At 40.7% G+C, this 26,015-nt stretch carries 22 protein-coding genes; 12 read left to right on the forward strand and 10 right to left on the reverse strand.

Annotated elements, in window-relative coordinates; all coding sequences use genetic code 11:
* Nucleotides 1-6: 6 nt before the first annotated feature.
* From HWQ36_RS03230 to HWQ36_RS03240, 3 genes are all read left to right on the forward strand, one after another.
* Nucleotides 7-558, forward strand: a complete 552-nt coding sequence (locus tag HWQ36_RS03230; RefSeq protein ID WP_292698011.1) for a DUF2231 domain-containing protein — start codon at nucleotides 7-9, stop codon at nucleotides 556-558.
* 141 nt (nucleotides 559-699) lie between these two features.
* Complete coding sequence (locus HWQ36_RS03235; protein WP_292698012.1) at nucleotides 700-1,116, forward strand: DUF2809 domain-containing protein; 417 nt, start codon at nucleotides 700-702, stop codon at nucleotides 1,114-1,116.
* Complete coding sequence (locus HWQ36_RS03240) at nucleotides 1,094-1,321, forward strand: DUF167 domain-containing protein (protein WP_292698013.1); 228 nt, start codon at nucleotides 1,094-1,096, stop codon at nucleotides 1,319-1,321. Before HWQ36_RS03235 ends, HWQ36_RS03240 begins: the two co-directional genes overlap by 23 nt.
* A gap of 101 nt (nucleotides 1,322-1,422) precedes the next feature.
* Here HWQ36_RS03240 and HWQ36_RS03245 read toward each other — a convergent pair whose 3' ends face one another.
* Nucleotides 1,423-2,034 (reverse strand): glutathione S-transferase family protein, encoded by a 612-nt coding sequence (locus HWQ36_RS03245; protein ID WP_292698015.1) that lies wholly within the window; start codon nucleotides 2,032-2,034, stop codon nucleotides 1,423-1,425.
* Nucleotides 2,035-2,232: 198 nt separating this feature from the next.
* Between HWQ36_RS03245 and HWQ36_RS03250 the strand changes: the two genes are divergently transcribed.
* The 4 genes from HWQ36_RS03250 (at nucleotide 2,233) to HWQ36_RS03265 (ending at nucleotide 5,672) form a co-directional block, all read left to right on the forward strand.
* Entirely contained in the window at nucleotides 2,233-2,934 is a 702-nt protein-coding gene (locus HWQ36_RS03250; RefSeq protein ID WP_292698016.1) for an SOS response-associated peptidase, read from the forward strand.
* A gap of 226 nt (nucleotides 2,935-3,160) precedes the next feature.
* Nucleotides 3,161-3,682 (forward strand): photosystem I assembly protein Ycf3, encoded by a 522-nt coding sequence (locus HWQ36_RS03255; RefSeq protein ID WP_094328752.1) that lies wholly within the window; start codon nucleotides 3,161-3,163, stop codon nucleotides 3,680-3,682.
* 83 nt (nucleotides 3,683-3,765) lie between these two features.
* Nucleotides 3,766-4,059: an Asp-tRNA(Asn)/Glu-tRNA(Gln) amidotransferase subunit GatC gene (gene gatC, locus HWQ36_RS03260; RefSeq protein ID WP_292698020.1), complete on the forward strand. Its 294-nt coding sequence runs from the start codon at nucleotides 3,766-3,768 to the stop codon at nucleotides 4,057-4,059.
* A 1,100-nt stretch (nucleotides 4,060-5,159) separates the two neighbouring features.
* Nucleotides 5,160-5,672, forward strand: coding sequence for a hypothetical protein (locus HWQ36_RS03265; protein WP_292698022.1), 513 nt, complete (start codon nucleotides 5,160-5,162; stop codon nucleotides 5,670-5,672).
* 166 nt (nucleotides 5,673-5,838) lie between these two features.
* Here the strand turns inward: HWQ36_RS03265 and HWQ36_RS03270 are convergent, their stop codons facing one another.
* The 4 genes from HWQ36_RS03270 to HWQ36_RS03285 form a co-directional block, all read right to left on the reverse strand.
* On the reverse strand, nucleotides 5,839-6,621 hold the full coding sequence (locus HWQ36_RS03270) for a peptidylprolyl isomerase (RefSeq protein WP_292698093.1): 783 nt from the start codon (nucleotides 6,619-6,621) through the stop codon (nucleotides 5,839-5,841).
* A gap of 650 nt (nucleotides 6,622-7,271) precedes the next feature.
* The gene (locus tag HWQ36_RS03275) at nucleotides 7,272-8,819 is read right to left on the reverse strand and encodes an HlyD family efflux transporter periplasmic adaptor subunit (RefSeq protein ID WP_292698024.1); all 1,548 of its coding nucleotides are present in this window, start codon (nucleotides 8,817-8,819) and stop codon (nucleotides 7,272-7,274) included.
* A 207-nt stretch (nucleotides 8,820-9,026) separates the two neighbouring features.
* Nucleotides 9,027-12,065 carry a peptidase domain-containing ABC transporter gene (locus HWQ36_RS03280; RefSeq protein ID WP_292698026.1) on the reverse strand — a complete coding sequence of 1,013 codons (3,039 nt, stop codon included), beginning with the start codon at nucleotides 12,063-12,065 and terminating at the stop codon, nucleotides 9,027-9,029.
* 21 nt (nucleotides 12,066-12,086) lie between these two features.
* Entirely contained in the window at nucleotides 12,087-12,686 is a 600-nt protein-coding gene (locus HWQ36_RS03285) for a helix-turn-helix domain-containing protein (RefSeq protein WP_292698028.1), read from the reverse strand.
* A gap of 1,511 nt (nucleotides 12,687-14,197) precedes the next feature.
* Between HWQ36_RS03285 and HWQ36_RS03290 the strand changes: the two genes are divergently transcribed.
* Both HWQ36_RS03290 and HWQ36_RS03295 read left to right on the forward strand, forming a co-directional pair.
* Complete coding sequence (locus HWQ36_RS03290) at nucleotides 14,198-14,380, forward strand: hypothetical protein (RefSeq protein WP_292698030.1); 183 nt, start codon at nucleotides 14,198-14,200, stop codon at nucleotides 14,378-14,380.
* Nucleotides 14,381-14,416: 36 nt separating this feature from the next.
* Nucleotides 14,417-15,064 (forward strand): Uma2 family endonuclease, encoded by a 648-nt coding sequence (locus HWQ36_RS03295; RefSeq protein ID WP_292698095.1) that lies wholly within the window; start codon nucleotides 14,417-14,419, stop codon nucleotides 15,062-15,064.
* 137 nt (nucleotides 15,065-15,201) lie between these two features.
* On the opposite strand, the gene rpmB is transcribed toward HWQ36_RS03295, so the two are convergent.
* The 3 genes from rpmB to HWQ36_RS03310 form a co-directional block, all read right to left on the reverse strand.
* Nucleotides 15,202-15,438, reverse strand: coding sequence for a 50S ribosomal protein L28 (gene rpmB / locus HWQ36_RS03300; protein ID WP_292698032.1), 237 nt, complete (start codon nucleotides 15,436-15,438; stop codon nucleotides 15,202-15,204).
* Nucleotides 15,439-15,645: 207 nt separating this feature from the next.
* The gene (gene htpG, locus HWQ36_RS03305; RefSeq protein ID WP_292698033.1) at nucleotides 15,646-17,634 is read right to left on the reverse strand and encodes a molecular chaperone HtpG; all 1,989 of its coding nucleotides are present in this window, start codon (nucleotides 17,632-17,634) and stop codon (nucleotides 15,646-15,648) included.
* Nucleotides 17,635-17,852: 218 nt separating this feature from the next.
* The gene (locus HWQ36_RS03310; RefSeq protein ID WP_292698035.1) at nucleotides 17,853-18,494 is read right to left on the reverse strand and encodes a methyltransferase domain-containing protein; all 642 of its coding nucleotides are present in this window, start codon (nucleotides 18,492-18,494) and stop codon (nucleotides 17,853-17,855) included.
* 602 nt (nucleotides 18,495-19,096) lie between these two features.
* Here HWQ36_RS03310 and HWQ36_RS03315 point away from each other — a divergent pair.
* The 3 genes from HWQ36_RS03315 (at nucleotide 19,097) to HWQ36_RS03325 (ending at nucleotide 21,944) form a co-directional block, all read left to right on the forward strand.
* The gene (locus HWQ36_RS03315) at nucleotides 19,097-20,422 is read left to right on the forward strand and encodes an AAA family ATPase (protein ID WP_292698037.1); all 1,326 of its coding nucleotides are present in this window, start codon (nucleotides 19,097-19,099) and stop codon (nucleotides 20,420-20,422) included.
* On the forward strand, nucleotides 20,419-21,546 hold the full coding sequence (locus tag HWQ36_RS03320; protein WP_366828311.1) for a tetratricopeptide repeat protein: 1,128 nt from the start codon (nucleotides 20,419-20,421) through the stop codon (nucleotides 21,544-21,546). Before HWQ36_RS03315 ends, HWQ36_RS03320 begins: the two co-directional genes overlap by 4 nt.
* A gap of 95 nt (nucleotides 21,547-21,641) precedes the next feature.
* Complete coding sequence (locus HWQ36_RS03325) at nucleotides 21,642-21,944, forward strand: hypothetical protein (RefSeq protein WP_292698039.1); 303 nt, start codon at nucleotides 21,642-21,644, stop codon at nucleotides 21,942-21,944.
* A gap of 108 nt (nucleotides 21,945-22,052) precedes the next feature.
* Here HWQ36_RS03325 and clpB read toward each other — a convergent pair whose 3' ends face one another.
* Nucleotides 22,053-24,695, reverse strand: a complete 2,643-nt coding sequence (clpB, locus tag HWQ36_RS03330; RefSeq protein WP_292698040.1) for an ATP-dependent chaperone ClpB — start codon at nucleotides 24,693-24,695, stop codon at nucleotides 22,053-22,055.
* Nucleotides 24,696-25,530: 835 nt separating this feature from the next.
* Nucleotides 25,531-25,965 (reverse strand): lactoylglutathione lyase, encoded by a 435-nt coding sequence (gloA, locus tag HWQ36_RS03335; protein ID WP_292698042.1) that lies wholly within the window; start codon nucleotides 25,963-25,965, stop codon nucleotides 25,531-25,533.
* Nucleotides 25,966-26,015: the final 50 nt, after the last annotated feature.

Below are 26,015 nucleotides of genomic sequence, written 5' to 3' on the forward strand. Positions count from 1 at the left end.
TTAAAGATGGAAACTACAGATACAACGCAAACAAGTTCAACACCTTTCCCAAATATTCCACCAGTTATTGAAAGTAACGATAGTGAGTACCTGGATACTGGCGTACCTAGCACAGTTGCGATCGCAGGACATCCCCTACATCCCCTGAGTGTAATCTTCCCCATCGCCTTTTTAGCCGCCGCTTTGGGAAGCGACATTGGCTACTGGTTAACTGGTGATTTTTTTTGGGCTAGGGCTTCACTATGGTTAATCGGACTGGGATTATCTGGAGGTTTACTTGCATCTGCCATCGGACTCAGCGATTTTATAAAAATTGAACGAGTTCGCAAGCGCACCGCCGGTTGGGTGCATTTGATCCTTAACGTTTCTATCCTAGTTTTATCACTCGTTAACTTCCTCCTCCGTTGGGGCGACGCTGAATCCCGAATAGTACCCTGGGGACTGTTAATCTCACTCGTTGTTGGTACATTGACTAGCGCTTCCGGCTGGTTCGGTGCCGAACTCTCCTATCGCCACAAAATCGGCGTGGTTGGCGCTGGAAGCAGAAGATATCCATAAGTCAATAATTCGTAATTCGTAATACTTCGGCTACGCTCAGTACAAGTTCGTAATTCGTAATTAACAATTCAATATTGCGAATTATTGGGAAAGAGCATTTTATCGAGGCTAAAATTTTCGTTAGTCTTTAGTCTCGATAAAATGCTTCAACATCGCAATCAAACAATATTTATTATTATTTCTATGCTCATCGTTGTACCGATGGGCCTTTTGTCTAAGTTTTATGGTGGGCCTGGTCATCAGTGGTTTAATGACTACGGAGGAGATATACTTTATGAAATATTTTGGTGTCTGTTTGCTTTTTGGTTGTTCAGAAGTAGGGCGGCCATAATCCAAATTCCTATATGGGTTTTTGTCATCACCTGTATATTAGAATTCTTGCAACTTTGGCATCCGCCACTATTAAATGAAATTCGTGCCACCTTGATAGGTAAATTATTACTTGGTACTACCTTTGTATGGTGGGATTTTCCTCATTATTTATTGGGTTGTGTTTTAGGTTGGTTATGGCTGCGACAATTATATAAAATGGGTTATGCAAAAAAAAGTCAAGGTTAAACCTAATTCAAAACAGCAAAAAATTGAAGAACAATCTGATGGCAGTCTGACTGTATATTTAAAATCGCCCCCAGTTGATGGTAAGGCTAATGAAGAGTTAATTAAACTCCTAGCAAAAAAATTTGATGTAGCCAAATCTGACATCAGAATTAAGTCGGGTTTGTCTTCTCGCCAAAAGCTGATAGAAATTGATACAGATATTTAGTTGTTGCTAAGTAATATCTTCTTGAAAAATTCTACTTTCTTCTCAAGATATCCCCTATCAGAGCCAAGAAATGAGAGATCCAAACTTGTAAAATCGACTTTTTATGCTTCTGTAATGCTGATATATCTTGGTTGAGCTTTGACTCTTTCTATCCAGGCTTGAATAGCAGGAAATGGTGTTAAATCGAACCCACCTTCGTCAGCTACATGAGTGTAAGCAAATAAGGCAATATCAGCAATCGTGTAACGCTCTCCTACAAAAAAAGTATTAGAGGTTAAATGTTTTTCCATCAAGCTAAGTGCTGCATAACCTGGTTCACGTTTTTCCTTGATAGCTTCACTATATTCTTCAGTTTTACCTAAAATAGAAATCCAAAATCTTGATGTAGCAATAAAAGGTTCATGGCTATACTGTTCAAAAAATAACCATTGCAGCACTTGCGATCGTAAAAAGCGGTCATAAGGCAAAAATTCTGTCCCTTCACTCAGATATACCAAGATGGCATTTGATTCTGCTAAGTATTTTCCTGGCTCAATTTCTAGAATAGGTATCTTTCCGTTAGGATTTTTACTTAAAAATTCTGGTGTTCGAGTCTCACCTTTCAAAATATTAAGCTCTACCCTCTCAAAAGGCATACCTAGTTGTGTGAATAAAAGACGTATCTTATAACCATTACCGGAAGGTAAAAAATCGTACAAACGCAGTAGTTCCATGCTAAAATGCAGTTATCAATATGTTGATAAGTGAAGGTTTAAAATACAATATCTTACCAAAATATTTTCCTATAACCGGATAATTTCTTTTAAAATTAAGCTTTTAAGTACTAGATAAAATTATCTGGAAAAATAAAAAAAATATTATTGATTTTTAAATTGAGATATTTAATTTAGTTAGTGGTTGGGAATAAAAGTATGTGTGGAAGATTTACTCTAAACCAGTCAGCAGAAGCTTTAGCTCAAGTTTTCCATGTCGAGCCAGTTCTGGATTTAGCAGCCGATTTTAACATTGCACCTACCCAAATGGTCGCAACAGTGTTACAAAACCCCGAAAGCCAAAAGCGCGAATTTAAACAGTTGCATTGGGGATTAATTCCCTCATGGGCAAAAGATGCGGGAATGGGGGCAAAGCTGATTAATGCTAGGGCAGAAACTGTTGCCGAAAAACCGTCTTTTCGTTCGGCTTTTAAGCATCGTCGCTGTTTAGTGTTAGCTGATGGCTTTTATGAGTGGCAACGTCAACAAGGTAAAAAGCAGCCCTTTTATTTTCGCCTTGAAGATGGAAAACCCTTCGGCTTTGCAGGTTTATGGGAGAAATGGCGATCGCCTGCTAACGAAGAAATAATCTCTTGTACAATTTTGACAACGGCAGCAAACGAATTACTTCAACCTATCCACGACCGGATGCCAGTGATTCTAGAGCCAAAAGATTACGATTTATGGCTAGATTCTCAAGTCCAAACGCCCCAGACCCTACAGCAGCTATTTCGTCCCTATCCAGCGCCAGCAATGATTGCGTATCCAGTTAGCACCTTGGTAAACAACTCTCGGCATAATAGCCCAGAGTGCATCATCCCACTCAGTGAGGAGAATGCCCCCGCAAATCAGTTAAATTAACTATTGAGCGTGCTAAGGGATGAGGGAGATGAGGGGGATGTGGTTCGACTTCGCTCACCAACCGGGGGATGAGGGAGAGGCAGAGGGGCAGGGGGAAGGGTGCAGAGGAGAAAGATGTAATTTTGTATTCTCTCCCTTGCCCCCTGCTCCCCTGCTCCCCTGCTTCTTCTCCATGCCCAATGCCCCATGCCCCATGCCCCATATCTAGTAATATCCAGAGACAAATATGCCAAGAACACAAAAAAACGATAATTTTGTTGACAAATCCTTTACAGTGATGGCAGATATCATCTTGAAGATCCTGCCAACCAACAAAAAAGCTAAAGAAGCGTTTGTTTATTATCGAGATGGCATGTCAGCCCAAGCAGAAGGGGAATATGCTGAAGCATTGGAATACTATGAAGAAGCTCTAACACTAGAGGAAGATACCAACGATCGCGGTTATATTCTCTACAATATGGGGCTAATCTATGCCAGCAACGGCGACCACAACAAAGCTTTAGAACTATATCACCAGGCAATTGAGTTAAATCCACGTATGCCCCAAGCTTTGAACAACATCGCCGTGATTTATCACTACCAAGGCGAAAAGGAAAAAGAAAGTGGAGATAACGAGGCTGGCGAAGCACTGTTTGACCAAGCCGCAGATTATTGGATTCGAGCTATTCGCATGGCTCCCAATAACTACATTGAAGCCCAAAACTGGCTGAAAACTACCGGGCGATCGCAAATTGACGTATTCTTTTAGTCATTAGTCATTAGTTCTTTGTCACTTGCTAAGAACTAATGACCAATGACAAATGACAAATGACCAATGACAAATAACAATTTATGATTGACCAAGAACAAGTTCATAAAGTAGCTAATCTTGCTCGTTTAGAATTGACTCCAGAAGAAGAGGAACAATTTACTACCCAGTTGGGAAATATTCTGGATTATATTCAACAGTTGGATGAACTGGATGTCAGTAATGTGCCCCCAACAACACGGGCAATTGATGTCAGCAATATCACACGAAAGGACGAATTGCAACCCTATCCTAACCGTGAAAGTATTCTTAACAGTGCGCCTGAACAGGAACGCGAATTTTTCAAAGTTCCAAAAATTCTTAACAGTAATGAGTAATTAACAAGACTGTTGAGCAGAGAAAATAATTGCAAAAAAGTTCTAGATTAGTTATTTCGTATCTGGGTAATCAAGAGACAGTTAAATAATTCGTAATTCGTAATTCGTAATTCGTAATTCGTAATTCGTAATTAAGTTTTGCATTAGCGTTCGCGCAGCGTCTGGGGATTTTAACCCCACCGCAAAACTTGTCACTTGTTAGAAGCGAGGGACTTAGACCCCTCAAAAATGTTCAAGAAGTCGGAATGGGCTACGCCCTGCTACGCTAACGGAAGTATAGTTTTGTCATGAGTATTTAGATTGTGAAGACCACCAAATTTTCTTGTTTTGTGGGGGTGCAAAAACGCCGATTATTCATCCGCTTTTTCGGTCAGAATACCTTTCCTGTATTCTGTTAGCGGATAGCTAGGGTTTAGGCCGTCTTGACTCCTGAATTCTGTTCAATAAATTAATACCTTCAAGTATAGGAATATTAACTTCCCCTAAATGATACTTTTTTGTAATAGATTCGATATAAATTTCAAGTAGTTAGCTATGCCTGCAATGTTGTTCGTTAACCCAAACTCTAGGCTGCATTAAGTATTTATACTCAATAAAATTGGTAAACATTTAAGGTATTTTTGTAAAATAAATATATAGTACATTTTGAAGTGCGGTATCTGGGTTATAACAGAAGCCGATATTAGGATACACTGGCTTTTGAATACATCGGAAGTTCAGCAGCGACTTTGTTTTTTACTGCTGGTGACTTATTGCCAGTATCCTATCACCTTTTGATGTATGAAACTTACTTCAAGCTACTGTAAGTCTCCCTCAAGAAGGTTTCTTAGCATCCAAAACGACTCTCACTGTTTTAAGGCTATAGCCTTAGAATATTTACAAGCTTTGCTTACGAATTAGCTGTCTCTAGAAAAAGTCCCGCTTTTGCTGTCTAAGCTGACATTACACCTGTTTATATGCGGATTTATGTAGCTTAATAACAAATTAGCGGATTCATTAATATTAAGCCTGTTTTACTATTTAGTTCCTTATCCTGATTTATTAGACAGCTAGAGTGTTCATTTCACTTTGTTCAATAGCTTTTAGCCCTTATCGCTCCCATGCTGACTCATCACCGCAAGCCCGTGTGCTTATCACTCATTTCCACTGACCTACCAATCTGGTCTGTTGTCGAAACTGCTGCGACATTGTATCAAAAAGATACTGATAGATTTCATTTGCTGCTAACTGCACCGCCCTTAATAAGCTGCGAAGTCGAGAGTGTCGTAAGTCCAGAGGACACGCTTCCCCAAAGTAAGAGCAAAGCTTACGCCGCTAACAGTCCTAGAATTTTGTGGCTGGAGATTTCCCCTTATCGGGTCATCATGACTATGCAAGGTAACGCTCAAGTGAGTTACCGTCACTTTTGGGAACAGGGCGTTTATGGTATTAGTCGCTATTGGTTGCCAACTGAGTCGTTGCAACCTAACGATCCTATTCGTTTACGAAATTTTACTAGTAGCCTAACTCTCAACGGACATCCTTTACCAGAGCTTATGCGTCTGGAATATGAATTGTGGGCAGAAAAAGTCCAGTTAGGATGCTACATACTTAATTTGGAAATTAAACACTGATATTTAAGGGGATTGGGTACAGATTATTCTCTATCACCTGTCACCTCTCCCCTAACATCAATAGTTGTAGCAATCCTAATCTTAGAACAGTGGTATGGTTGCGTTGCGAAAAAGATTGGCTGCAACCAGAAAATCGCTAAAGGCATCATCATTTGTGGTGATGATATTAAGCCTGTATTAACACATCTTTAGATACTTGAGGACTAATATCCTTTGTGAGCTTTGTTACTATTTCCATAGCAGCAATTTGTGACTTTAACCAATTAGTAAACAAGTCTCCGATGATTTTTAGCCGTCGTTGTTCGTCTAATTGAGGTTTAATGATTTCCTCAACTGCAATTATATGCACTCCTTTGGGAGTAGTTATTGGCTTGAGAATTTGTGGGGGATTAGCAGCAAATATAGCTGCTGCAATCTCCGGTCTAAAATCAGTGCGGAGACGTATTCCTTGATATCCTCCAGCCCGACGGATTTCGATATTTTGAATATATTGGCGGGCGATTTGTTGAAAACCAATTTCCCCTTCTTGTAGCGCATAAAATAGTTCTAGAGCTAAATCTTCATCATCTAATACAACTTCATAAGTGACTGCTGCAATGTAATCGAGCTGGTGTGCATAAAAAAATTGTTCAGCTTTGTCTGCAAATAAATGATTTGCTAATTTGGCAGAGAGAAGGTTGGTTTCGGCTATTGCTTCAAAGTCGTCTAAAGAAAGATGATATTTTTCTAACCATGTCCAGGTATCTTCTGCTTTGACCAGTTGGTTGGCTAAACGCAGGCTATCTGCTGCGCGTTGCAGTTCTTCTAAACCAATTTGAATACCTGCTTTTTTCGCTTCCTGTTCAATAATTTTTCGGGTTGCGATCGCCTCCACTATGTTAGGGATTTGGCAAGCAAGCTTTATTTGGTCAAGAATATCATCAGGAGAAACAGTCAATTCATTTGACATCATCTAATTCCTCCAATGGTTAACCTAAATTAATAGGATACTATCAGGATTAATCGGACAATATTAATTATATCTATACTATCTTTTTAGATTTAATTATTTATTGCCTCTGTCTAATAGTAGCCTTAATATTTTATTTTGTGTCATTGTAAAAAGCTTTTTATAAAAACAATATTTTTTATTATTTTTTCAATCATATAGAATAGAAAATTTGTATATAACGGTTCTCGCTTGAGTAGGTACTGAACCCCACCCCCAACCCCCTCCCCGCAAGCAAGGAGGGGACTATCCCTCTTTTATTACTCCGAATAAAATATTCGTAGGTTGGGTTGAACTTTAGTGAAACCCAACAAAACCAGGGATTGTTGGTGTTGGGTTTCGTTCCTCAACCCAACCTACACCTAAATTCATCAAAGTCTTTAAAAATAAGAGTGGATGATTTTTATCCGACGAGAGTCATAAAAGAGCGCTATGATGTACCTTGTATGATTAGGAAATGCTATATCTATAAATAAACAATTAAAATCCAATATTTATCTGAATAAAAGTTAGTAATGCTTTATATAAATTAAATCACGAGGCTTAGATCCCGAATTCTTAGAGAATTCGGGATCTCTTGCTTTGGAAAGTTGCTGTAAGTTGACGAATTGCTAGAGCTCCAAACCACCTTGTTGTAACTTCTTAAACGGATCTAAAATAAAATCTACGATCCGGCGTTGGCGGATAACTACCTCTGCGCTTGCAGTTTGACCTGGTGTTAGAGGGATATGTCTGTTGGCAGTTTGGATATAGGGCTGAAGTAGGGAGATTTCCAACTCATACGTTTCGATGTTACCTTGATTAGTCGTTTGAACTTTCGAGTTAGGCGAAATCCAGCTAACGCGCCCTTGCACTACCCCATAATCTTGGAAGGGATAAGCATCAAATTTGATTTTAACTGGCATTCCTACCTTTAAAAAACCGCTTTGTTGGCTAGGCATTTGTGCTTTAAGAATCAAAGGAGTATTGTTAGGCGCAATTTGGGCAATCATCTGTCCTGGTTCTACTACAGATCCTGGTTTGTGGATAGGTAACTCGAAAACTGTGCCATCAATAGGCGATCGCACTATTCGTTGTTGCATCTGTAGCTGTAAGGATGCGATCTGGCTTCCGGTTTGAGCAATTTCTGATTGCAGGCTAGTAATTTGTCCTTGTAAATCTTTAAGCTGTTCCTGATTTTTCAGCACTGCTAGTCTACCTGCTTGCACCACACTGCGATAGCTGCTTTGCTGTTCTTGCAGACTAAGTTTTGCCTGCTGAATATCTGAAAGAGCTTGACTCATCAACGACTTATAGCGGTTAAGTTCTTCTTTTAAGCGTAACTGGGCTTGTGTGATATTAGATTTTGCTTGTTCCTGTAAGCGTTGACTTTCTTCGGCAATCTTTTCTAATTCCACAACTTTGATTTGGGGAATCGCACCTTGTCGCAAAAGCTGGCGATAACGCGCAACTTCTGTGACATCTCGGCTGAAACGACTCTTCGCTAACTTTTGAGCAATTTGGGTAGAACTGATATTCTGGCTAGCCTGTTGCACTAAAGCCAGTTTTTCTAGTCTTTGTGAGTTATAGGTACTCTGTTTAGCATCAAGATTTTGCTGTGCCTGACTAACTTGAGCAAGTTTTTCTAATTCTTGGGATTTATTTTGTTGCTCTTGGATGTTAATCGTCAAGATAATTTGGTTTTTCAGGAGATCCAGTTGCGATCGCCGATTCAATAAACCTTCCAGTTTTGTCTGCACTTGCTGCAAATCCGTTCGCAGCACATCAGACTCTAATTGAACTAAAATTTGTCCTGCCTTTACAGTTGCGCCTTCTTTGACATTGACGGCGGTAATGCTACCAGTAACTGGACTATCTAATTTTTGGGTTGCTCCTTCAGGTTCCATCCGCCCTCTAGCACTCCCTGTTTCATCAACTTTAGAAAGCATTGCCCAAGGTAAGATGATTCCAGCAAAGCCTACCAGTAAATACAACATGGAGCGCGTCCAGAGTTTTGGTAAGGCATCTAGTAGTTCCTCGGTGCCATAAAACCAATCGTTTGCTTCAGATGTTTTCTGTGTCTGAGGATGAAAGATGGCATTTGTGTCTTCAACCAGGTGAAATTCAGTCGGTTTTGGGATGGCGAAGGCGGATGATGAATTATTAGATGGGTTTGGCATAGTTAATTATGAATTGGGGATTGGGCAGGGGGCAGGGGGCAGGGGGAAATGACCCTAGCTGAGAACCGATGAAGCAGAGCGGAACATGGGTCTGAGTCCTCCACTTCAACAAGCGTGGTTCTCGTACCCTGTGGGAAGCTGGCGCAATAAGGGGGTCGAATCCCCGCCTGAACTATCCCCCTTGCTCCCTGCTCCCTTGCCTCTTTTTCAACCTGTTTGCGCTAGTTGTTGCTGATTGAGATAAAAATAATGTCCTTTTTTGGCGATTAATTGATCGTGAGTGCCGCTTTCGACCAAAATGCCCCGATCTAAAACCAAAATTAAGTCAGCATTACGCACTGTAGAGAGACGATGAGCAATAATTAAACTTGTGCGTCCTTGAAGAATTTTTGTCAGGTTGTGCTGAATAATCCGCTCAGATTCAGCATCTAAGTGACTGGTTGCTTCATCGAATATCAAGAAGCAGGGGTTTCCTAACAAAGCACGAGCGATCGCTAGGCGTTGGCGTTGTCCACCGGATAACATACCCCCACCTTCACCAATTTGGGTTTCGTAGCCCATTGGCATTAGCTTAATAAACTCATCTGCTCCTGCTAGCCGCGCCGCTTCAATAATTTCTTCTTGCGAAACTTCTGGATGAGCAATGCTGATATTCTCCTGAATCGTACCGCCAAACAAAAAGGTATCTTGGTCTACAACGCCAATTTGGGAACGGAGCGATCGCAGAGAAATATTAGTCACATCTTGACCATCAATCAAAATTTTGCCATCCGTCGGCAGATATAGCCCTAAAATCAATTTGGAAAGGGTAGTTTTTCCAGAACCACTACGCCCTACAACGGCTATAGTTTGCTCAGGTTTGATTTCAAAACTGAGATTTTCTAACACGTTAATATCACTTTCTGGATGATAGCGAAAAGTCACATTTTCAAATAAAATATGACCGCGTAAACTACTTAAAGTCTGACGGGGTTGAAATTGTAAATCTTCTTCTGGCTCTGCTTCTAAAACATCATTAATTCGCTCAGTGGAAATGATCACCTCTTGCAACTGATTCCACAAGACAACGAGCCGTTGGAAAGGTCGAATGACGTTGCCTAACAACATATTGAAGGCAATTAATTGTCCAATAGTCAGTTGGTTTTGAATTACCTGCCATGCACCAAACCAAAGTAATCCTGTAGTTACTAGTGATTCGATACTAGAACTGAAAATTTGCAGTTGGTTACTAATTACCTGGCCGCTAAAGGTCTTTTTAATGACATTATTCAGCAGTTCTTCCCAATGCCATCGGACTGTTTGCTCAATTGCCATTGAGCGAACTGAGCGAATACCCGTGAGAGATTGAATCAAATAACTGTTTTCTTTAGCTGAAGCATTAAAAACTTCGCGGCTGATGCGACGCAAAAAAGGTGTAGCTATCAACGCCAATAATACAAAAGGCGGGACGATCGCTAAACTGAACAATGCCATTTGCCAGCTATACCAAAACATCAATGCCACATAGACAAATACTGTCATCAAATCCAAACCAATAGACAGTGCTTCTCCAGTTAGAAAGCGCTGAATTTTTTGATTTTCTTGGACGCGAGAGACAATATCGCCAACGTACCGCGACTCAAAAAAAGCTAGGGGCAAGCGAAAGGTATGCTTAATAAAACCTACCAGCAATGTTAGTGACAGACGATTCGCTGTGTGATCTAGTAGATATTGCCGCAGTCCATTCAAAGCAACGCGGAAAAAACCAAAAATTAGTAATCCTAAACCAACGGCGTTTAAAGTTAGGGTACTACCCTGGACAATTACTCGGTCTAACAGTAGCTGGGTAAATAGAGGTGTAACTAGTCCAAACACCTGAATCAACATCGAAGCGATAAACACTTCTAGTAGTACTTGCGAGTGAGGTTTGACTAAATCAAAAAACTGCCAAAATTGTGTAGTCGCTTCTTGGGTTTCTCTGAGTAAGTCTGTGGGTTGTAATAACAGGGCATAACCAGTCCAACTGGCTTTAAATTCGCTAGCAGTAAGGGTGCGTTGACCGATCGCAGGATCGCCAATAATCACCCGTTTTTTATTGACTTCATAGACGACAACATAGTGCTTACCTTCCCAGTGAGCGATCGCAGGTAGGGGTTGTTGGGCTAATTTATCGAAGCTAGCTTTCACCGGACGGGTAGCAAAGCCGATACTTTCTGCGGCGGCTGTCAAACCCCGCATTGATGCCCCACTGCGACTGACGTTAGTTAAATCTCGGATGCGGTTGACATTAAAACGTTTACCCCAATAGCGACTAATCATCACCAGGCAAGATGCCCCACAGTCAGAGGCGCTTTGTTGTTCAAAAAAGGGATACCGTTTAGTCAAGCGTCCCAGCCAATGTCCAGCCTTTACTTTTGGGCTAGGAAAGTACGGCCGTTGTCTCTTTTGCTTTTGTTTTGGCTCAATGCTGGGGATTGGGGATTGGGAAGAGTCTTTCCTAAAATCCCCACTCTCCAGGAGAGTTTGAGGCTCTTGGGAATCTATCAATTCTGCTAATTGCGGCCAGTGTTGTAGGGCTGTTTGCCAATCAGTATTACTCAAACTGTAAGCGATCGCTGATTGCGCTACCTGCAAACTTCCCTGTTTGGGATTCACGTAGATGTTTCCAGGTGTCAATCTTCGCCCGTGAGAATCTAGCAGTTCGCCCCGATGCAGCAACCAAAGCTTGATATCTTTAGTGAGATTGGCACTTAAAGAACCACTTTCTAGATTGTGCCGCTCAAATAGAGATAGCGCTTTAAACGTCTCCTCAACAGAGCCATTACGCCCAATTAAGGAGTTGTAACAACATAACAGCAGCAAATCCCAGACCTCTGCGCGTCTTAAAATGCGATCGCGGACACTAAGCGATGTCCGAATTACCTCTTGTAAAGTCTCTGCATTGATATAGCAAAGCTTTAAGTTTGCCGAAGCTCTAGCCACATAAGGACTGAATTCCTTTTCTGGAAATAAAGTCAACTCGCCAAATGACGCTCCAGAAAAGAGGGTAGTAATTAAATTATTAGAGCTATCCAGCAGTCTGACTTTACCACTCAAGACAATATAAACTCCTGTGTCAGTTGTAGTTGCTTGCCAAAACTGCTTTGCTATCTGTGGTTCGACAATTTTCAGCCCTCCAAGACACGTATCAAGTTCTTCCTTTGACAGCGACTTACCCAAGACTTGGGTAATTTGTTCAGCTAAATATTGCTGGGAAAATGATGGCATTTTCTAACCTCCAAAACAGTATTAGTTATTGGTCTGAATTAGATTAAATGACCAATGCAAACTAGGTTCAGAGTTAGATTGCAAGTCGCAGATCGTAATACCAGTATCTTTATTTTTGTCAGTTTCTTGGGGAGAAGAATTTTTGCGTTTAGTAGAAAGTCCCATTTTTTTTAGCAGACGATTAACATGGCGATCGGTAATTGCAATGCCAAATTCATTTGCTAAATGTTTACTTAACCATTGTGCTGTCCAGCAGCTAAATGCGTAGCCATATTCACGCGGACTATTACTTACCAATTCTTTCAAGCGTTCAATGTATTGATCGTTAACAGTCTTAGGTCTACCTATCGGTCGCTCATTCCATTTATGTGCTAAACCTGCCTCTGCTACACCAATCCAGTACCGTGCCATTTCCTGGGAACAACTTAATATTTCACAGATTTGGCTTTGAGATTTACCTTTATCAGCAAGTAACATAATTTCAATCCGCCGACGATATTCTGGTTGTAAATTAGCTTGCAGATTTTTCAGCAGTGCCTTCCGTTGAAAAGGCGTTAAGAACTTGCTCTCGTGCATGTCATAGCATTCAAAAGCTTTCTCTTGACTGAAGTTTTCTGACATAATTTTTATCAGTTGCTACCAACTGTCAAATGTGGGCAAATGTGTCTTTTGCAACTGTTTTTAATCCTGAAATATCAGGATATACAACTGCAAAATTAATTAGTCCTAGAAGGTTAATTAAATATTGACGTGGTGTGCAAATAAAGCCAGGTATATATACCCCTAATATTCTGATAATTTAGGAGCGATATTACTGTCTTGATTCAGATTTTAATAAATTAAAATTGGACGTTAATGGTCTTCACTTGGAATAAAAATATTTCAAACCATTAAACTAATCACTGACTAGCCGCTAGAATTTGACAGATTTTCCTGAAGCCCGGTGCAATAATGGTCTTAACCAATACCATTGCCCTTTGTTGATGGTAATAGGCAAACACTTTCGAGGCTTCGGGTAGCCCTTATATTGATGATTTTACTGAATTCTACAATACGGTTTATAGATTAACCTACTAATATTTAAGTAGGTTAAGTTTTGATTACCAACAAAAAATTGGATCTTGTTACGTTAATGGGAAGCTAAAAACAGTCAAGGTCAGGTATGAATATAAATCTACTTCTTAGACTATCTAAAACTAGTTACTTTCTCATCAGTAGATAGTCCTAAATTTGAACCTATCTCGAATAAAATTGCAACGCCAAAGTGACAGTTACTCAATCTTTATCTTAATCCACTATTCCTTATTTAAGAATAATCCTACATCTAGTCAATAGCTTTGACAAAAAATAAAAAATATTTATCAAAACTTGATAATAGTTTCACTAAAATATTACAAATTATCTGAAGAAAAAAAGTAAGAGTTTAACCATAGAGTTTCTACTCTAAGAATTATTGCTAATTTAAAATTTCTTATCGGAACAAATTGCAAGATACCTAACTTATTGATTGCTAAAAAATACAATACTTTTATGAATTCATATTAAGTCTACATCTGTCCATAGTAGGAAAACCACATACATTACTATCTGCCATATTTATGATGTAGATATCTATCTATAGTATGAAAATAATCTAGTTTGGCTAAAAAGGATTTGTAGACGTGTTTACAAATAATTTGCTCTAGCTAAAGACAGGTTTTACTAAACTTTTGAAAAAGTTGACAATTTCCTCTGGTTCAATAAATATTTTTGCAAGGTCATTCACTAGTCTTCGCTTTAGTATATTTAGACACCTCTACGAGGTATGCTTACGCTTAATTCCTTTCAAATCAAATAATTTCCTTCTCTATCTGGAAATGACTGAGGACAAATTGTAGTAACCAGTAGAAACTAAATCAGGAACCAAAACCTCTGGGGACTCCAGAGGTTTTTTCTTTAAACTACGTTCCCCTGCTGACACTTCTATGAACAGGTAAGTAAGTCGGTGAGAATAAACCAAAACCCTTATCAATCAAAACGCTTGGGTTAAGCATTTCTTTTTTCTCTCTGCGGACTCTGCGCCTTGGCGGTTCGTTAAAAAATTGACTTCGATCGCAGAGTTTTAGCTTTAACCCAAGCGTATTGCCTTATCAATGACAAAGGACAAAGGACAAAGGACAAATGACAGTCCTCTCCTGTCGGAGACGCTACGCGAACGCCAGTTAGCTTTAATTGTGCCGACTTACTTAGGTGATATCCGACAACAAGCTGCGGCGTGTAAACATTCGACAATTCGATGTAGCAGCAAAAATTGTCGCAATGAATTAGTAGAGTAAGCTAAATTTAGATATAAGCTACTGGGAGTGGAGATGATGTTGTTGGAATTAAAGCGCATCCATGTTCCACCAGGACAAAGAGTGTTACTACGAGATGTAACCTGGCAGGAATTGGAAACAATTCTAGAGGATTTAGGGGAACACCGTGCAGCACGAATTGCTTATGACAGGGGAATACTGGAGATTATGGCACCACTGCCAGAACATGAATATGATAAAGAAATTATTGGCGATTTAGTCAAAGCACTTCTGGAAGAGCTAAATACTGAGTTCATCAGCCTTGGTTCTACCACTTTGAAAAACCAAGCAATGGCTCAAGGTATAGAACCTGACCAGTGTTTTTATATAAAAAATGAATCTAAGATTCGTGGGAAGAAGCGTCTAGATTTAACAGTAGACCCCCCTCCAGATTTAGCTCTAGAAATTGATATTACTTCTCGCACTCATCCTAATATTTATGAAGTATTAAAAGTTCCTGAACTTTGGCGTTTTGCTAAAGGGAAACTTCAAATTAATATTCTTCAAGACGAGCATTATGTAGAGTCTCAGCAAAGTCTAAATTTTCCTCAATTTAAACTAGTTGAAGCGATTCCCCAATATCTCAAGCAAAGTACAACAGCAGGAAGAAATGCAACGCTCAAAGCTTTTCGGCTTTGGGTACAAAAGCAGATACAACAGGAATAATTTGTAATTAAGAATTAGTTTTGGGTAATGAGCCGCCTAATTTCAGTCCTATTTTGGTAGGGAACCAGGATGAACAGCGACCAAAGCCGCTTATCCTGTCTCCCGTACATAGTCTCAGGTCATTAAATCCAGATTACCTAGTAATGATTGAGGTTAATACCAGCTTCTTTCGCCATTGCTTCTAACCCTTTAACTTCTAGGGTTTTAATTGCTTTGGTAGACAGCTTTAATTTTACCCAGCGATTTCCGCCTTGCCACCAAATACGCTTGCTTTGCAGATTGGCGTGCTGAAGGCGTTTTGTACGACGGTGGGAGTGGGAAACAGCAAAGGCGTTATTTGCCTTTTTACCGGTTAGTTCACAGCGACGAGACATAGCAAGTATCTCCAGATTGTTATTTTAATACAGCCTTTCCATTCTATGTCTTAGACAACAGAAGTGGAGAGGGGAGTGGGGGAGATGAAGGAGATGAGGGGGATGAGGGAGCAGGGGGAAGTCACAGTAAGTTTTTCCCCTCTGCCTCTTGTACCCAATGCCCAATGCCCAATACCCAATGCCCCATTCCCCATTCCCCATTCCCCACTATTTACTAGCTTGTTCCGTCAGCTTGGTGAGTACCTCATTCGATCGCTCGACGAAAGATTTCATTCCCTCAGCGTCAAAGCCTTTCTGAGACATCAGCGCTAAATCGTAGACGTGTTGGCAAATCAAGTTTACTAACTGATCGGTAGGCGATTGACCGTCACCTTGAATAATAGTACCTTGGTTCAGATTTGCCAGATTTTGAATGAGTGGGTGAGCAGTATTAACCAGCAAAATGTGATCTTCGGGAAACTCTGCTGTCCCCTGCTGCATCATAGCGTTCATTTCTCGCAGGCGGCGAAGAATCTCTGGTAAAAGCACGATCGCAGGTGGTGTACCTTGAGGATCGTCTGATTTCAACGCTTCGGTACGGATGTTGAGTTTGGGTTTGTTGAGAGATTTTTCAAATAACTCTTTAATCGTCTCACTGCGGGTTTTATTCGTCTTGGGATCGACAATTTCTTTATCTTTATCTTGTTCCAGCAGAGTATTATCTAAATCTGAGTCTACCCGCGTAAACTTGACATCCTGATATTCCCGCTCTAGGAAGTTGATAAAGTGGGTGTCGATGAAGGAGTCCATAAACAGAACTTCCAAGCCTTGATTTTTGTGTAGTTCTATGTATGTAGCTTGGGTTGTTTCATCGGTGCTGTAGAAAACCCGGTTTTCGTTACGTTCTTTGTTGCGTTCTAGATACTCTTTCAGTGTGGTGTAAGGAGCGCTGGGTGTTGAGTTTTCAGCACTGGGTGAAGGAGTGACATCTTGCCAAGCATCCCCGTCTGAAGACTGGACTTCAACCACTGGAGTTTCAGCAGCAGCTTTTTCTGTCAGCTTGGCGGTGGTGCGGAAAACGATGATATCTTCGATTTGTTTTTTGAATTTATCGTCGTTGAGAACGCCGAATTTTACAAAAGTACCAAGATCCTTCCAAGCACTGATATATTGTTCACGATTATCGCGGAAAAGTTCTTTGAGGCGATCGCCTACTTTTTTAGCAATGTAGTCACCAATTCGCTTCACAGTGCGATCGCCTTGCAAGGCACTACGCGATACGTTCAAGGGAATATCGGTGCTATCAATCACACCCCGCATCGGCATCAAAAATTGCGGGATAATTTCTTCGCAGTTGTCGCTAACAAAAACTTGATTGCAAAATAGCTTGATCTGCCCTTTCGTAACATCTACATCCGGCCTCATTTTGGGGAAATACAGAATGCCGTTAATGATAAAGGGATAGTCAGTATTTAAATGTACCCACAACAGAGGTTCTTCCTGAAAAGGATACAGGTAGCGGTAAAACTCTAAATAATCTTCTTGACTCAGATTACTCGGAGACTCTCGCCACGGTGCTTTTTGCTTATTTAATACTTCGCCTTCTAGTTTGATTGGTACTGGCAAAAAATCGCAGTAAGTCTTGACAAGATTCTTAATCCGTGCGTCCTCTAGAAATTCCTCCTCTTCTCCTTGCAGGCTGAGAGTAATAGTAGTGCCGCGAGTTGTCCGGGACGAATCTTCTAGGGTGAAAGCGGGGGAACCATCGCAAGTCCAGTGAACCGCCTCCGCCCCTTCTTGGTATGAAAGCGTATCAATTTCTACCTTTTGCGCCACCATGAAGGAAGAGTAGAAACCAAGACCGAAGTGGCCAATTATGGGTTGATCTGATTTGCCTTCATACTTATGAATAAATTCTTCAGCACTAGAGAAGGCAACCTGATTGATATATTTCTTAACTTCATCTGCCGTCATCCCGATACCGTTATCGGAAATGGATAGGGTTTTGTTATCTTTGTCAATGGCAATTTTAATTTCCGGTTCGCCGATGTCTCCAGCGTAATCTCCGGCGCGGGATACCATTTTCAGCTTTTGGATAGCGTCTACAGCGTTGGATACCAGTTCCCGCAAAAAGATTTGGTGATCTGAGTAAAGCGACTTCTTAATGATCGGGAAAATATTCTCAGTATGAATACTGATAGTGCCTTGTTCTAGCATAATTGGTAATTTTCGATGTTAGTATCTGAAATGATGATAGTGGCTAATATAGCCTAACCCTCTGCTTTCCAGGATAAACCCGGAGAACACAGGAGAGTATGATACCAATTAGGATTTTAAAAGCATAGCTAAGGTAATCGCACCTTTTTTGAGCATTGTTTGCCCCCATTTTCTGATTCGGATTTCCCTACTCCCTCATCTCCCCCACTCCCCACTCCCTAAGTATTGCTAGAATTTTTCTCTAACACCAAAAAATAGTGATACGGATAACTAGGATCGATAAATTCTTGCTTGACAGTTAACCCAGCATTGGCAACAGAGTTTAAAATCCGTTTTTTGGGATATCCTTTCAAACCCATTTCCCAGTAATGCTCGTTACATACTGGCGTTGTACTCCAGAATTTGGGCACATTGAGTAATAAATGCCTTGGTCTACCTGAGAAAGAGGTTTTGCTCTGAAATGACAAGTATTGAGTACAATAAGGAATCGAAATCACCAAAAATTTCTTTGTTGCTTCGGCAAGTTTTTTCAGTGCTTCTTCTGACTGTTCGTAAGGAAAGTGTTCCAGCACTTGAAACAGGACAATCGCATCAAATTTATCTTTTGGCAACGAAAAATCTGTAGTCAAATCCAAAATCATGTCTGGCTTGAGGTTGGGATCAACATCAGCAGTAGTGACGTTGTATCCATTATTCTTCAAGATGTCTGTTAACAGAGAATTAAAAATCCCAATTTCCAGAACGTTTTTTACCTGATTACCCAGCGAAAAAATTAGACGCAACTGGTGGTGATAACTGACGAGTCGATTTTTTGATAAATATTCCGAATTTCTAATATCTAACGAAGTGATAAGTTGCATAAATACTGCCTACCTAATCTGATGGAATAACTAATTTGGTGGGTACACAACTACAGGATTCCCCGAAAAATAGTGAAAATAACAGCACCTTGCCTCGATGACTGGAATAATACTGGTGCTATATTTTACTCTTTACTGATTTAGAGCTTACGCATAAGAGATCCCCCAACTCACTTAAAAAGGGCAGGGTGGTTTCATACGAAGAAAGAAAAATACATAAATTCTGATTTCTCGTTTTGTAGCATGGCTTTTTACCCCTCTCCAAAACGGAGAGAGGCTTTGAAACCCAGTTTTAGTTTTTCTCTGCTTGTATGAAACCACTCTGCCCAACTCCCTTAAAAAGGGGAGGATTTCAAAAGCCACCTTTTTAAGGCTACGGTTTACACACAAGTCTTTTAGAGTTGTCCCATAGCATTTAGATCCTCCTAAATCCACCTTAAAAAGGGGGACTTTGACTCCGGTTCCACCCTTTTTAAGGGGGGTTAGGGGGGATCTAGGCTCCAGGTTTTGAATGCGTGAGTCCTGTAATTTCTTCTTTTACCCAGCACCTTAATTCTCTATAATCTCCATTATTATGAGCAACATTGCAATATTTTTTACCTATGGTTAATAGTTCTGACTTACTCGCAAAACTCTACAATGCCTTTAACCCCTTTGAACCCTTACCCGCAGGCGATCCAAAATATGTAGATTGTCAGGATGTGCGCGGAGATGCGGATATCGAGCAAGAGTTGGGAAATCGGATGCGATTAGCAGATACAAATACTTGTCAATTGTATTCTGGACATCGGGGTGCGGGTAAGTCTACAGAATTACTCAGGTTAAAGAAATATTTAGAAAATCGGGAATTTTATGTTGTGTATTTTGCGGCTGATGAAGAGGATATCGATTCAGAAGATGCCCAATATACAGATATACTCCTCGCCTGTACCCGCCGTTTACTCAAAGATTTAAAAGAAATTGCTAGTCCTGATCCTATACTCGACTGGTTAAAAGGTCGTTGGGAAGATTTGAAAGATTTAGCGCAGACTCCCATAGAATTTGAGAGTCTGGGAGTAGAAGCACAGCTAACTCAATTCGCCAAGTTGACCGCAAATTTAAGGGCTGTTCCTGAATTACGCCAGAAGATTCGCCAAAAAATTGATCCTTACACCGTTACCTTAATTCAGGTGTTAAATGAGTTCCTACTGGATGCAAAACAGCACTTACCTAATGGCTATAATAAACTGGCGGTAATTATTGATAACTTAGACCGGATGGTGTTAGTCAAAGATGGAGAACGCACCAACTATGAAGAAGTCTTTTTAGACCGTAGCGAACAACTCCAAGCTTTAGATTGCCATTTGATTTACACTGTCCCCATTTCAATGGTCTATTCTACAAGGGCAACAGACCTCAGAGATATCTACGGCGACCCCCAAATTTTGCCGATGATTATGGTAAACACTCTCAAGGGAGACGTTTACCAGCCAGGACTCAAGAAAGTTAAAGAAGTAATTAACAAGCGAGTCCGGCAAATTGCACCGGAACTATCACTAGAGAAGGAAATTTTCGACAGTCCCCAAACCTTAGACAGACTTTGTTTAATGAGTGGAGGTCATGTGAGGAATTTGCTATTGTTAACTCAAGATGCCATTGGACGTACTGAAGAGTTACCTGTTTCAGAAAAGGCGGTGCGACGAGCAATTACTCAAGCCAGAGATACTTATCGCCGCGCTGTGGAAAATCATCAATGGTGTCTGTTAGCGGAAGTGTCTTGTTCTAAGCGCATTATTAATGATGACTTGTATCGCAGTTTGATGTATAACCGTTGTCTTTTAGAATACCGCTATTTGGATGATGATGGAGAAATGCAGCGTTGGTATGATATTCATCCATTGATTCAAGGAATTCCAGAATTTAAAGAAGCCGTAGCGAAACTTGCATGAACCCAAATTTAAGTGATTGGGATGATGATTTACCCCCAGAACCAGAAGAAGTTTATCAAGATTTGCTTCGCGCACTGAGGCGAAAATCAGGATTTGGTTTGTTTTTTGTCCAATGTACACCTGTGGAAGCAGACAAGTTTATTGTCAAACTTCCCCAGGAGATTCCGAAGAAAAATATCGCAGTTTTGCGCTTGGTTGAGGCAATAGATAATTTATATCAGCCAGTAGCAGAGTTTGTTAAAGACAAGCAAATTGATATTTTATTGATTAAAGGTCTGGAATATTCTTTATACAAATATGAAAAAAGAAGTTTTGGGGAAATTACGGAAGGAAAATTTAGCAATTTAACCAGTGTTCCGCATATTTTAAATCACTTAAACCAACAGCGAGAACGCTTTAGAGATGATTTTCCCATTAGCTTTGTTTTTATTTTACGTTCATTTTCGATAAACTATTTTATTCACCGCGCCCCAGATTTTTTTGATTGGCGTTCTGGAGTGTTTGAATTACCGACTACACCAGAATTAGTAGAACAAGAATCAAATCGTCTTTTGTTGGAAGGAGACTATGAAGAATATTTGCATCTCAATACTGAACAAAAAATAGAGAAAATTTTGGAAATTCAGGAACTTCTTGCTGAAACATATCAAAAAGTAATTCGTAGGTCTAATTTATTATTTAAGATGGCAAATTTGTTAGTTTCTGTTAACGAATATGAAGGATCTCTCACATCCTATGACCAAGCACTGAAAATTCAACCTGATTATCACTATGCTTGGAATGGTAAAGGTAATGCGTTAGCGAATTTGGGGCGCAATACAGAAGCGATCGCATCGTATGATCAAGCGCTGAAAATTCAACCTGATTTATACCAAGCTTGGTATAACCGAGGCAATGCGTTAGGTAAATTAGGACACAATGAAGAAGCGATCTCATCTTACGACCAAGCACTGAAAATTCAACCTGATTTATACCAAGCTTGGTACAATAGGGGTATTGTGCTACGCAAATTAGGACGTTTTGAAGAAGCGATCGCATCCTACGACCAAGCATTGAAAATTAAACCAGATTATTATCTTGCTTGGAACCTTCGGGCCATAACACGATGGAATTTAAAAAGCTAGGAAAATGCGATCGCATCCTACGACCAAGCACTGAAATTAATAACAATGCACATTACTAAATATAAAGTTAACCCCTCTTCAGGAACTTAAATTAAATGCCAGAAAATTCCCAAGAGCAAAAACAGCTATCTATCCAAGAAATTGCTAGCCAATCTTTGGTAGAACGTCACAAAATACTAGAACCTTTTATCGCCGCCATAGCCGAAGATTTTTTGAATGACCCTGAATTAACAGAATTCTCAGTTTTGGATGGTGAAGACTGGGAAACTGAGAATGAAAACATAATTCATGTGGAAGAAATTGAAAGCATCCGTAACCATGATGGCTTTTTAAATGGCTATACATTAGAAGATGAAGGACTTTATGACGACTATACAAATCAGAAGGGAAATGCTTAAAAGAAGTATGAAATTTGTATATTAAGCCTCAGTTTTAAGCAGCTTAAATTAAAAGCGATCGCACATACATTACTAAATATAAACTGATGTAGCGATCGCCTCCTCTGACTATGTAGCAATCTGTGGTACTGACACCTTCACTGGCACTTTTTTGCTAAAAGACAGACCATTTTCATTTTTGTCAATGATAATCGTGTCTCCAGAGATAAAAGTATTCTCCAATAACTTGGTGGCGAGGGGGTTTTCTACTTCTCGCTGAATTGCGCGTTTGAGTGGACGCGCACCATAAACTGGGTCATAGCCTGATTCGACAAGGTGATCGCAAGCTGATTGGGATATCTCAAAGAAGATTTTTTGCTCGCGCAGGAGATTTTCTACTCGCTTGAGTTGAATACGGATGATATGCCGCATTTCCGTGCGATTGAGGGTATGGAAGAGAATAATATCATCAACGCGGTTGAGAAATTCGGGGCGGAAATGCGATCGCAAACCTTCCATTACCCGCTTCCGCATCGTTTCATACTGGGAATCATCACCAGCTACATCCAAGATATGTTCGCTACCAATGTTACTAGTCATCACAATAACGCTGTTGCGAAAATCTACCGTCCTTCCCTGAGAGTCAGTAATTCTCCCGTCATCTAACACCTGCAACAAAATATTGAATACATCGGGATGCGCTTTTTCCACTTCATCCAGCAGCACCACTGAATAAGGACGGCGGCGAACTGCCTCGGAAAGTTGACCGCCTTCTTCATATCCTACATATCCTGGAGGCGCACCCACTAACCGAGAAACTGAGTGTTTTTCCATATATTCAGACATATCCAAGCGCACTAAGGCATCATCAGAATCAAAGAGAAACTGAGCTAAAGCACGGGCGAGTTCGGTTTTGCCCACACCTGTGGGGCCCATGAACAAAAATGAACCAATGGGGCGCGACGGGTCTTTCATCCCCGCACGGGCGCGGCGAATCGCTGCTGATACCGCTTCTACAGCCTCTTCTTGCCCAATGACTCGTTGATGTAAATGACTTTCTAATTGCAGCAATTTTTGCCGTTCCGATTCCAACAAGCGATTGACGGGAATTCCTGTCCATTTGGCGACGATTTCGGCAATATCAGCTTCAGTGACTTGTTCTCGCAGCAACGTCGAACCTTGGTTTTGAATTTCTAAAAGGCTGGCTTCTTTGGCTTCGCGATCGTGCTGCACTCCTTCCAATTTGCCATACTTCAGTTGAGCAGCTTTATTGAGGTCATAAGCGCGTTCTGCTTGTTCAATTTGTACTCGCAGCGCATCTTCTTCTTTTTTTAAGGCGCTTATTGCCTCTAATAGCTGCTTTTCACCTTGCCATTGTTCATTAAATATTTGCTGTTTTTCAGTTAAATTGGCGATTTCTTGCTCAATGCGCTGCAAACGCTCTTTAGTTTGGGGAGTACCCTTTTCTTCGCCAGCTAATGACAGCTTTTCCATTTCTAACTGCATGAGGCGGCGATCGATGGTTTCCAATTCTGCTGGTTTGGAGGTAATCTCCATTTTCAACTGTGCTGCTGCTTCATCTACCAAATCGATGGCTTTATCTGGTAAGAAGCGATCGCTAATATAACGCGCTGACAGGGTTGCTGCTGCTACTAAGGCCGAATCAGAAATTTTGACATTGTGATGCACTTCATAGCGTTCTTTCAACCCCCGCAAAATGGAAATAGTATTTTCCACACTTGGCTGATCCACAAATACTTGCTGAAAGCGACGTTCTAAAGCAGCATCTTTCTCAATGTGTTTGCGGAACTCATCTAGGGTAGTTGCGCCAATACAACGCAGTTCTCCCCGCGCCAGCATTGGTTTGAGTAAATTTCCGGCATCCATTGCCCCTTGTTGAGTGGAACCTGCGCCAACTACGGTATGTAGTTCGTCAATAAACAGAACAATGTCACCGTTAGATTCAGTAACTTCTTTGAGAACTGCTTTTAGGCGTTCTTCAAATTCGCCTCGCAATTTTGCTCCAGCAATTAAACTGCCGATATCTAACGAGATCAACTTGCGGTTTTTCAGAGATTCGGGAACATCACCGTTTACCATCCGTTGTGCTAAAGCTTCTGCGATCGCAGTTTTACCTACCCCAGGTTCACCAATCAATACGGGGTTATTTTTGCTCCGACGAGACAATACTTGAATTACCCGCCGAATTTCGTCATCTCGCCCAATTACTGGGTCGAGTTTTCCAGCTTTTGCCTGTTCTGTCAAATCTCTGCCAAATTTTTGTAAGGCTTCATAGCGCGATTCTGGCGTTTGATCTGTTACCTTTTGGCTACCACGAACGACTTTGATAGTAGCTTCTAGTTTAGCGGTATCGGCACTAAAGCTTTTGAGGATCTTTCGTCCGATGCGATCGTCTTCAGCAAAAGCTAAAAGTATGTGTTCCACAGAAATGTAGGAGTCTTTCATCCTGACTCTAGCTTCCTCGGCTTTGTCTAGTAAAACATCTAAACTACGGCTAAGATAAAGCTGATCGCTTTTACCAACTTTGGGCTGACGTTGGATAAAGGCTTCTAGCTGCTGTTGAAAGCGGATTGGATCGACCTCAGATCGAGCCAGGATACGTATTGCTAGACTCGTAGGTTCTTCTAACAGGGCAATAATTAAATGTTCAACATCTAGTTGCTGTTGTTGATAAGCACGGACTATATCCTGAGATTTAACAATTGCTTCCCAGGCTTTATCAGTAAATTTATTCGGATCTGTAGGTTGCATCTTTATAATTTTAGAATTTTGATTTTTAGTTTAGGGCTTGGGGATTGGGAGTTTAGAGTTAAAAGAGTTTGGAATTCTCCCCTGATCTCCAGTCCTTAATTATCCAAGCATTCTCAGCGTATGTCCGCGTGTATCTCCAGTGGCAATCTAGGATTGGTAATTTGGTGATAGTTTGATCTATTACCTATTTCCTAATTTAAAACGAAAACACTATTCTGAACTGACTTTGCTAGATTGTGTTATTAGAGTGATGTCTATGACGGGCTACGCTTATGCTCTTAGGGACTTCCAAATAAAAAAATGTTCCAAACAAAACTGACCCAAAAACTCTCTCTATTCCTCCTCTCTCTGTGTTCTCTGTACGGCAGTCGCTCATGGGGGAAACCCCCAAGACCGCGCTGCCTTGTCTCTGTGGTTCGTTTATTTGGATAATTTATTTCTTGGAAGTCCCTTAGTGTTGCTGATACTAATAGCACGTGAGTTCGACGAGTGCTATTTTGACCTCTCCCCCAGCCCCTCTCCTACGAGGAGAGGGGAGCAAAAACCCTCTAATTTCATTACTCCTCCCTCGCCTTTTAGGAGAGGGAGGCTGGGAGGGAGAGGTCTGTCGAACTCACGTTAATAGCATTTACGCAGAGGAGATCACCTAACCCGTCTAAAAAGGGTATGCAAAAGGGAAAAGTCTCGCACTCTGTTAAGCAGACGCACGAGACACCCATCTGCGGGAAAATCAATCTACCCGCATCTGGTTCAACTTTTCAAGACATCAGTGGGTATTTTCCTACAGCTTTATTGCCTTCAAATGAGAACCGCTACATATTCTTAATTATAAGAATTACTGACTCACAAGTTGCTCTTGTGATTCCTGTTTGACTGCTGAACCTTGAGATCCCAGTTGAATCAGTTCAATTTTATACCCATCTGGATCTTCCACAAAAGCAATTACTGTCGAACCATGTTTCATCGGCCCGGGTTCCCGTACAACTTTACCGCCCTGATTGCGGATTTCCTCACAGGTAGCGTAAATATCATCAACCCCAAGGGCAATGTGACCGTAAGCATTACCCAATTCGTATTTTTCCACTCCCCAGTTGTATGTTAGTTCAATCACTGCGTTATCGCTTTCGTCACCATAGCCCACAAAAGCTAAGGTAAATTCTCCCCCTGGATAATCGTTTCGGCGCAGTAATTTCATACCCAAAAGTTCACAATAAAACTTTAAGGACTCTTCCAGGTTGCCTACCCGTAGCATTGTGTGTAGTAATCGCATATTGACCTTTTCTGTGTAAGTGATTTAGTGTTATTCTCTGCAAACATTTT

Origin of the sequence: Nostoc sp. NMS2, from assembly GCF_017115105.1 — a bacterium.
Lineage (GTDB): Bacteria > Cyanobacteriota > Cyanobacteriia > Cyanobacteriales > Nostocaceae > Nostoc.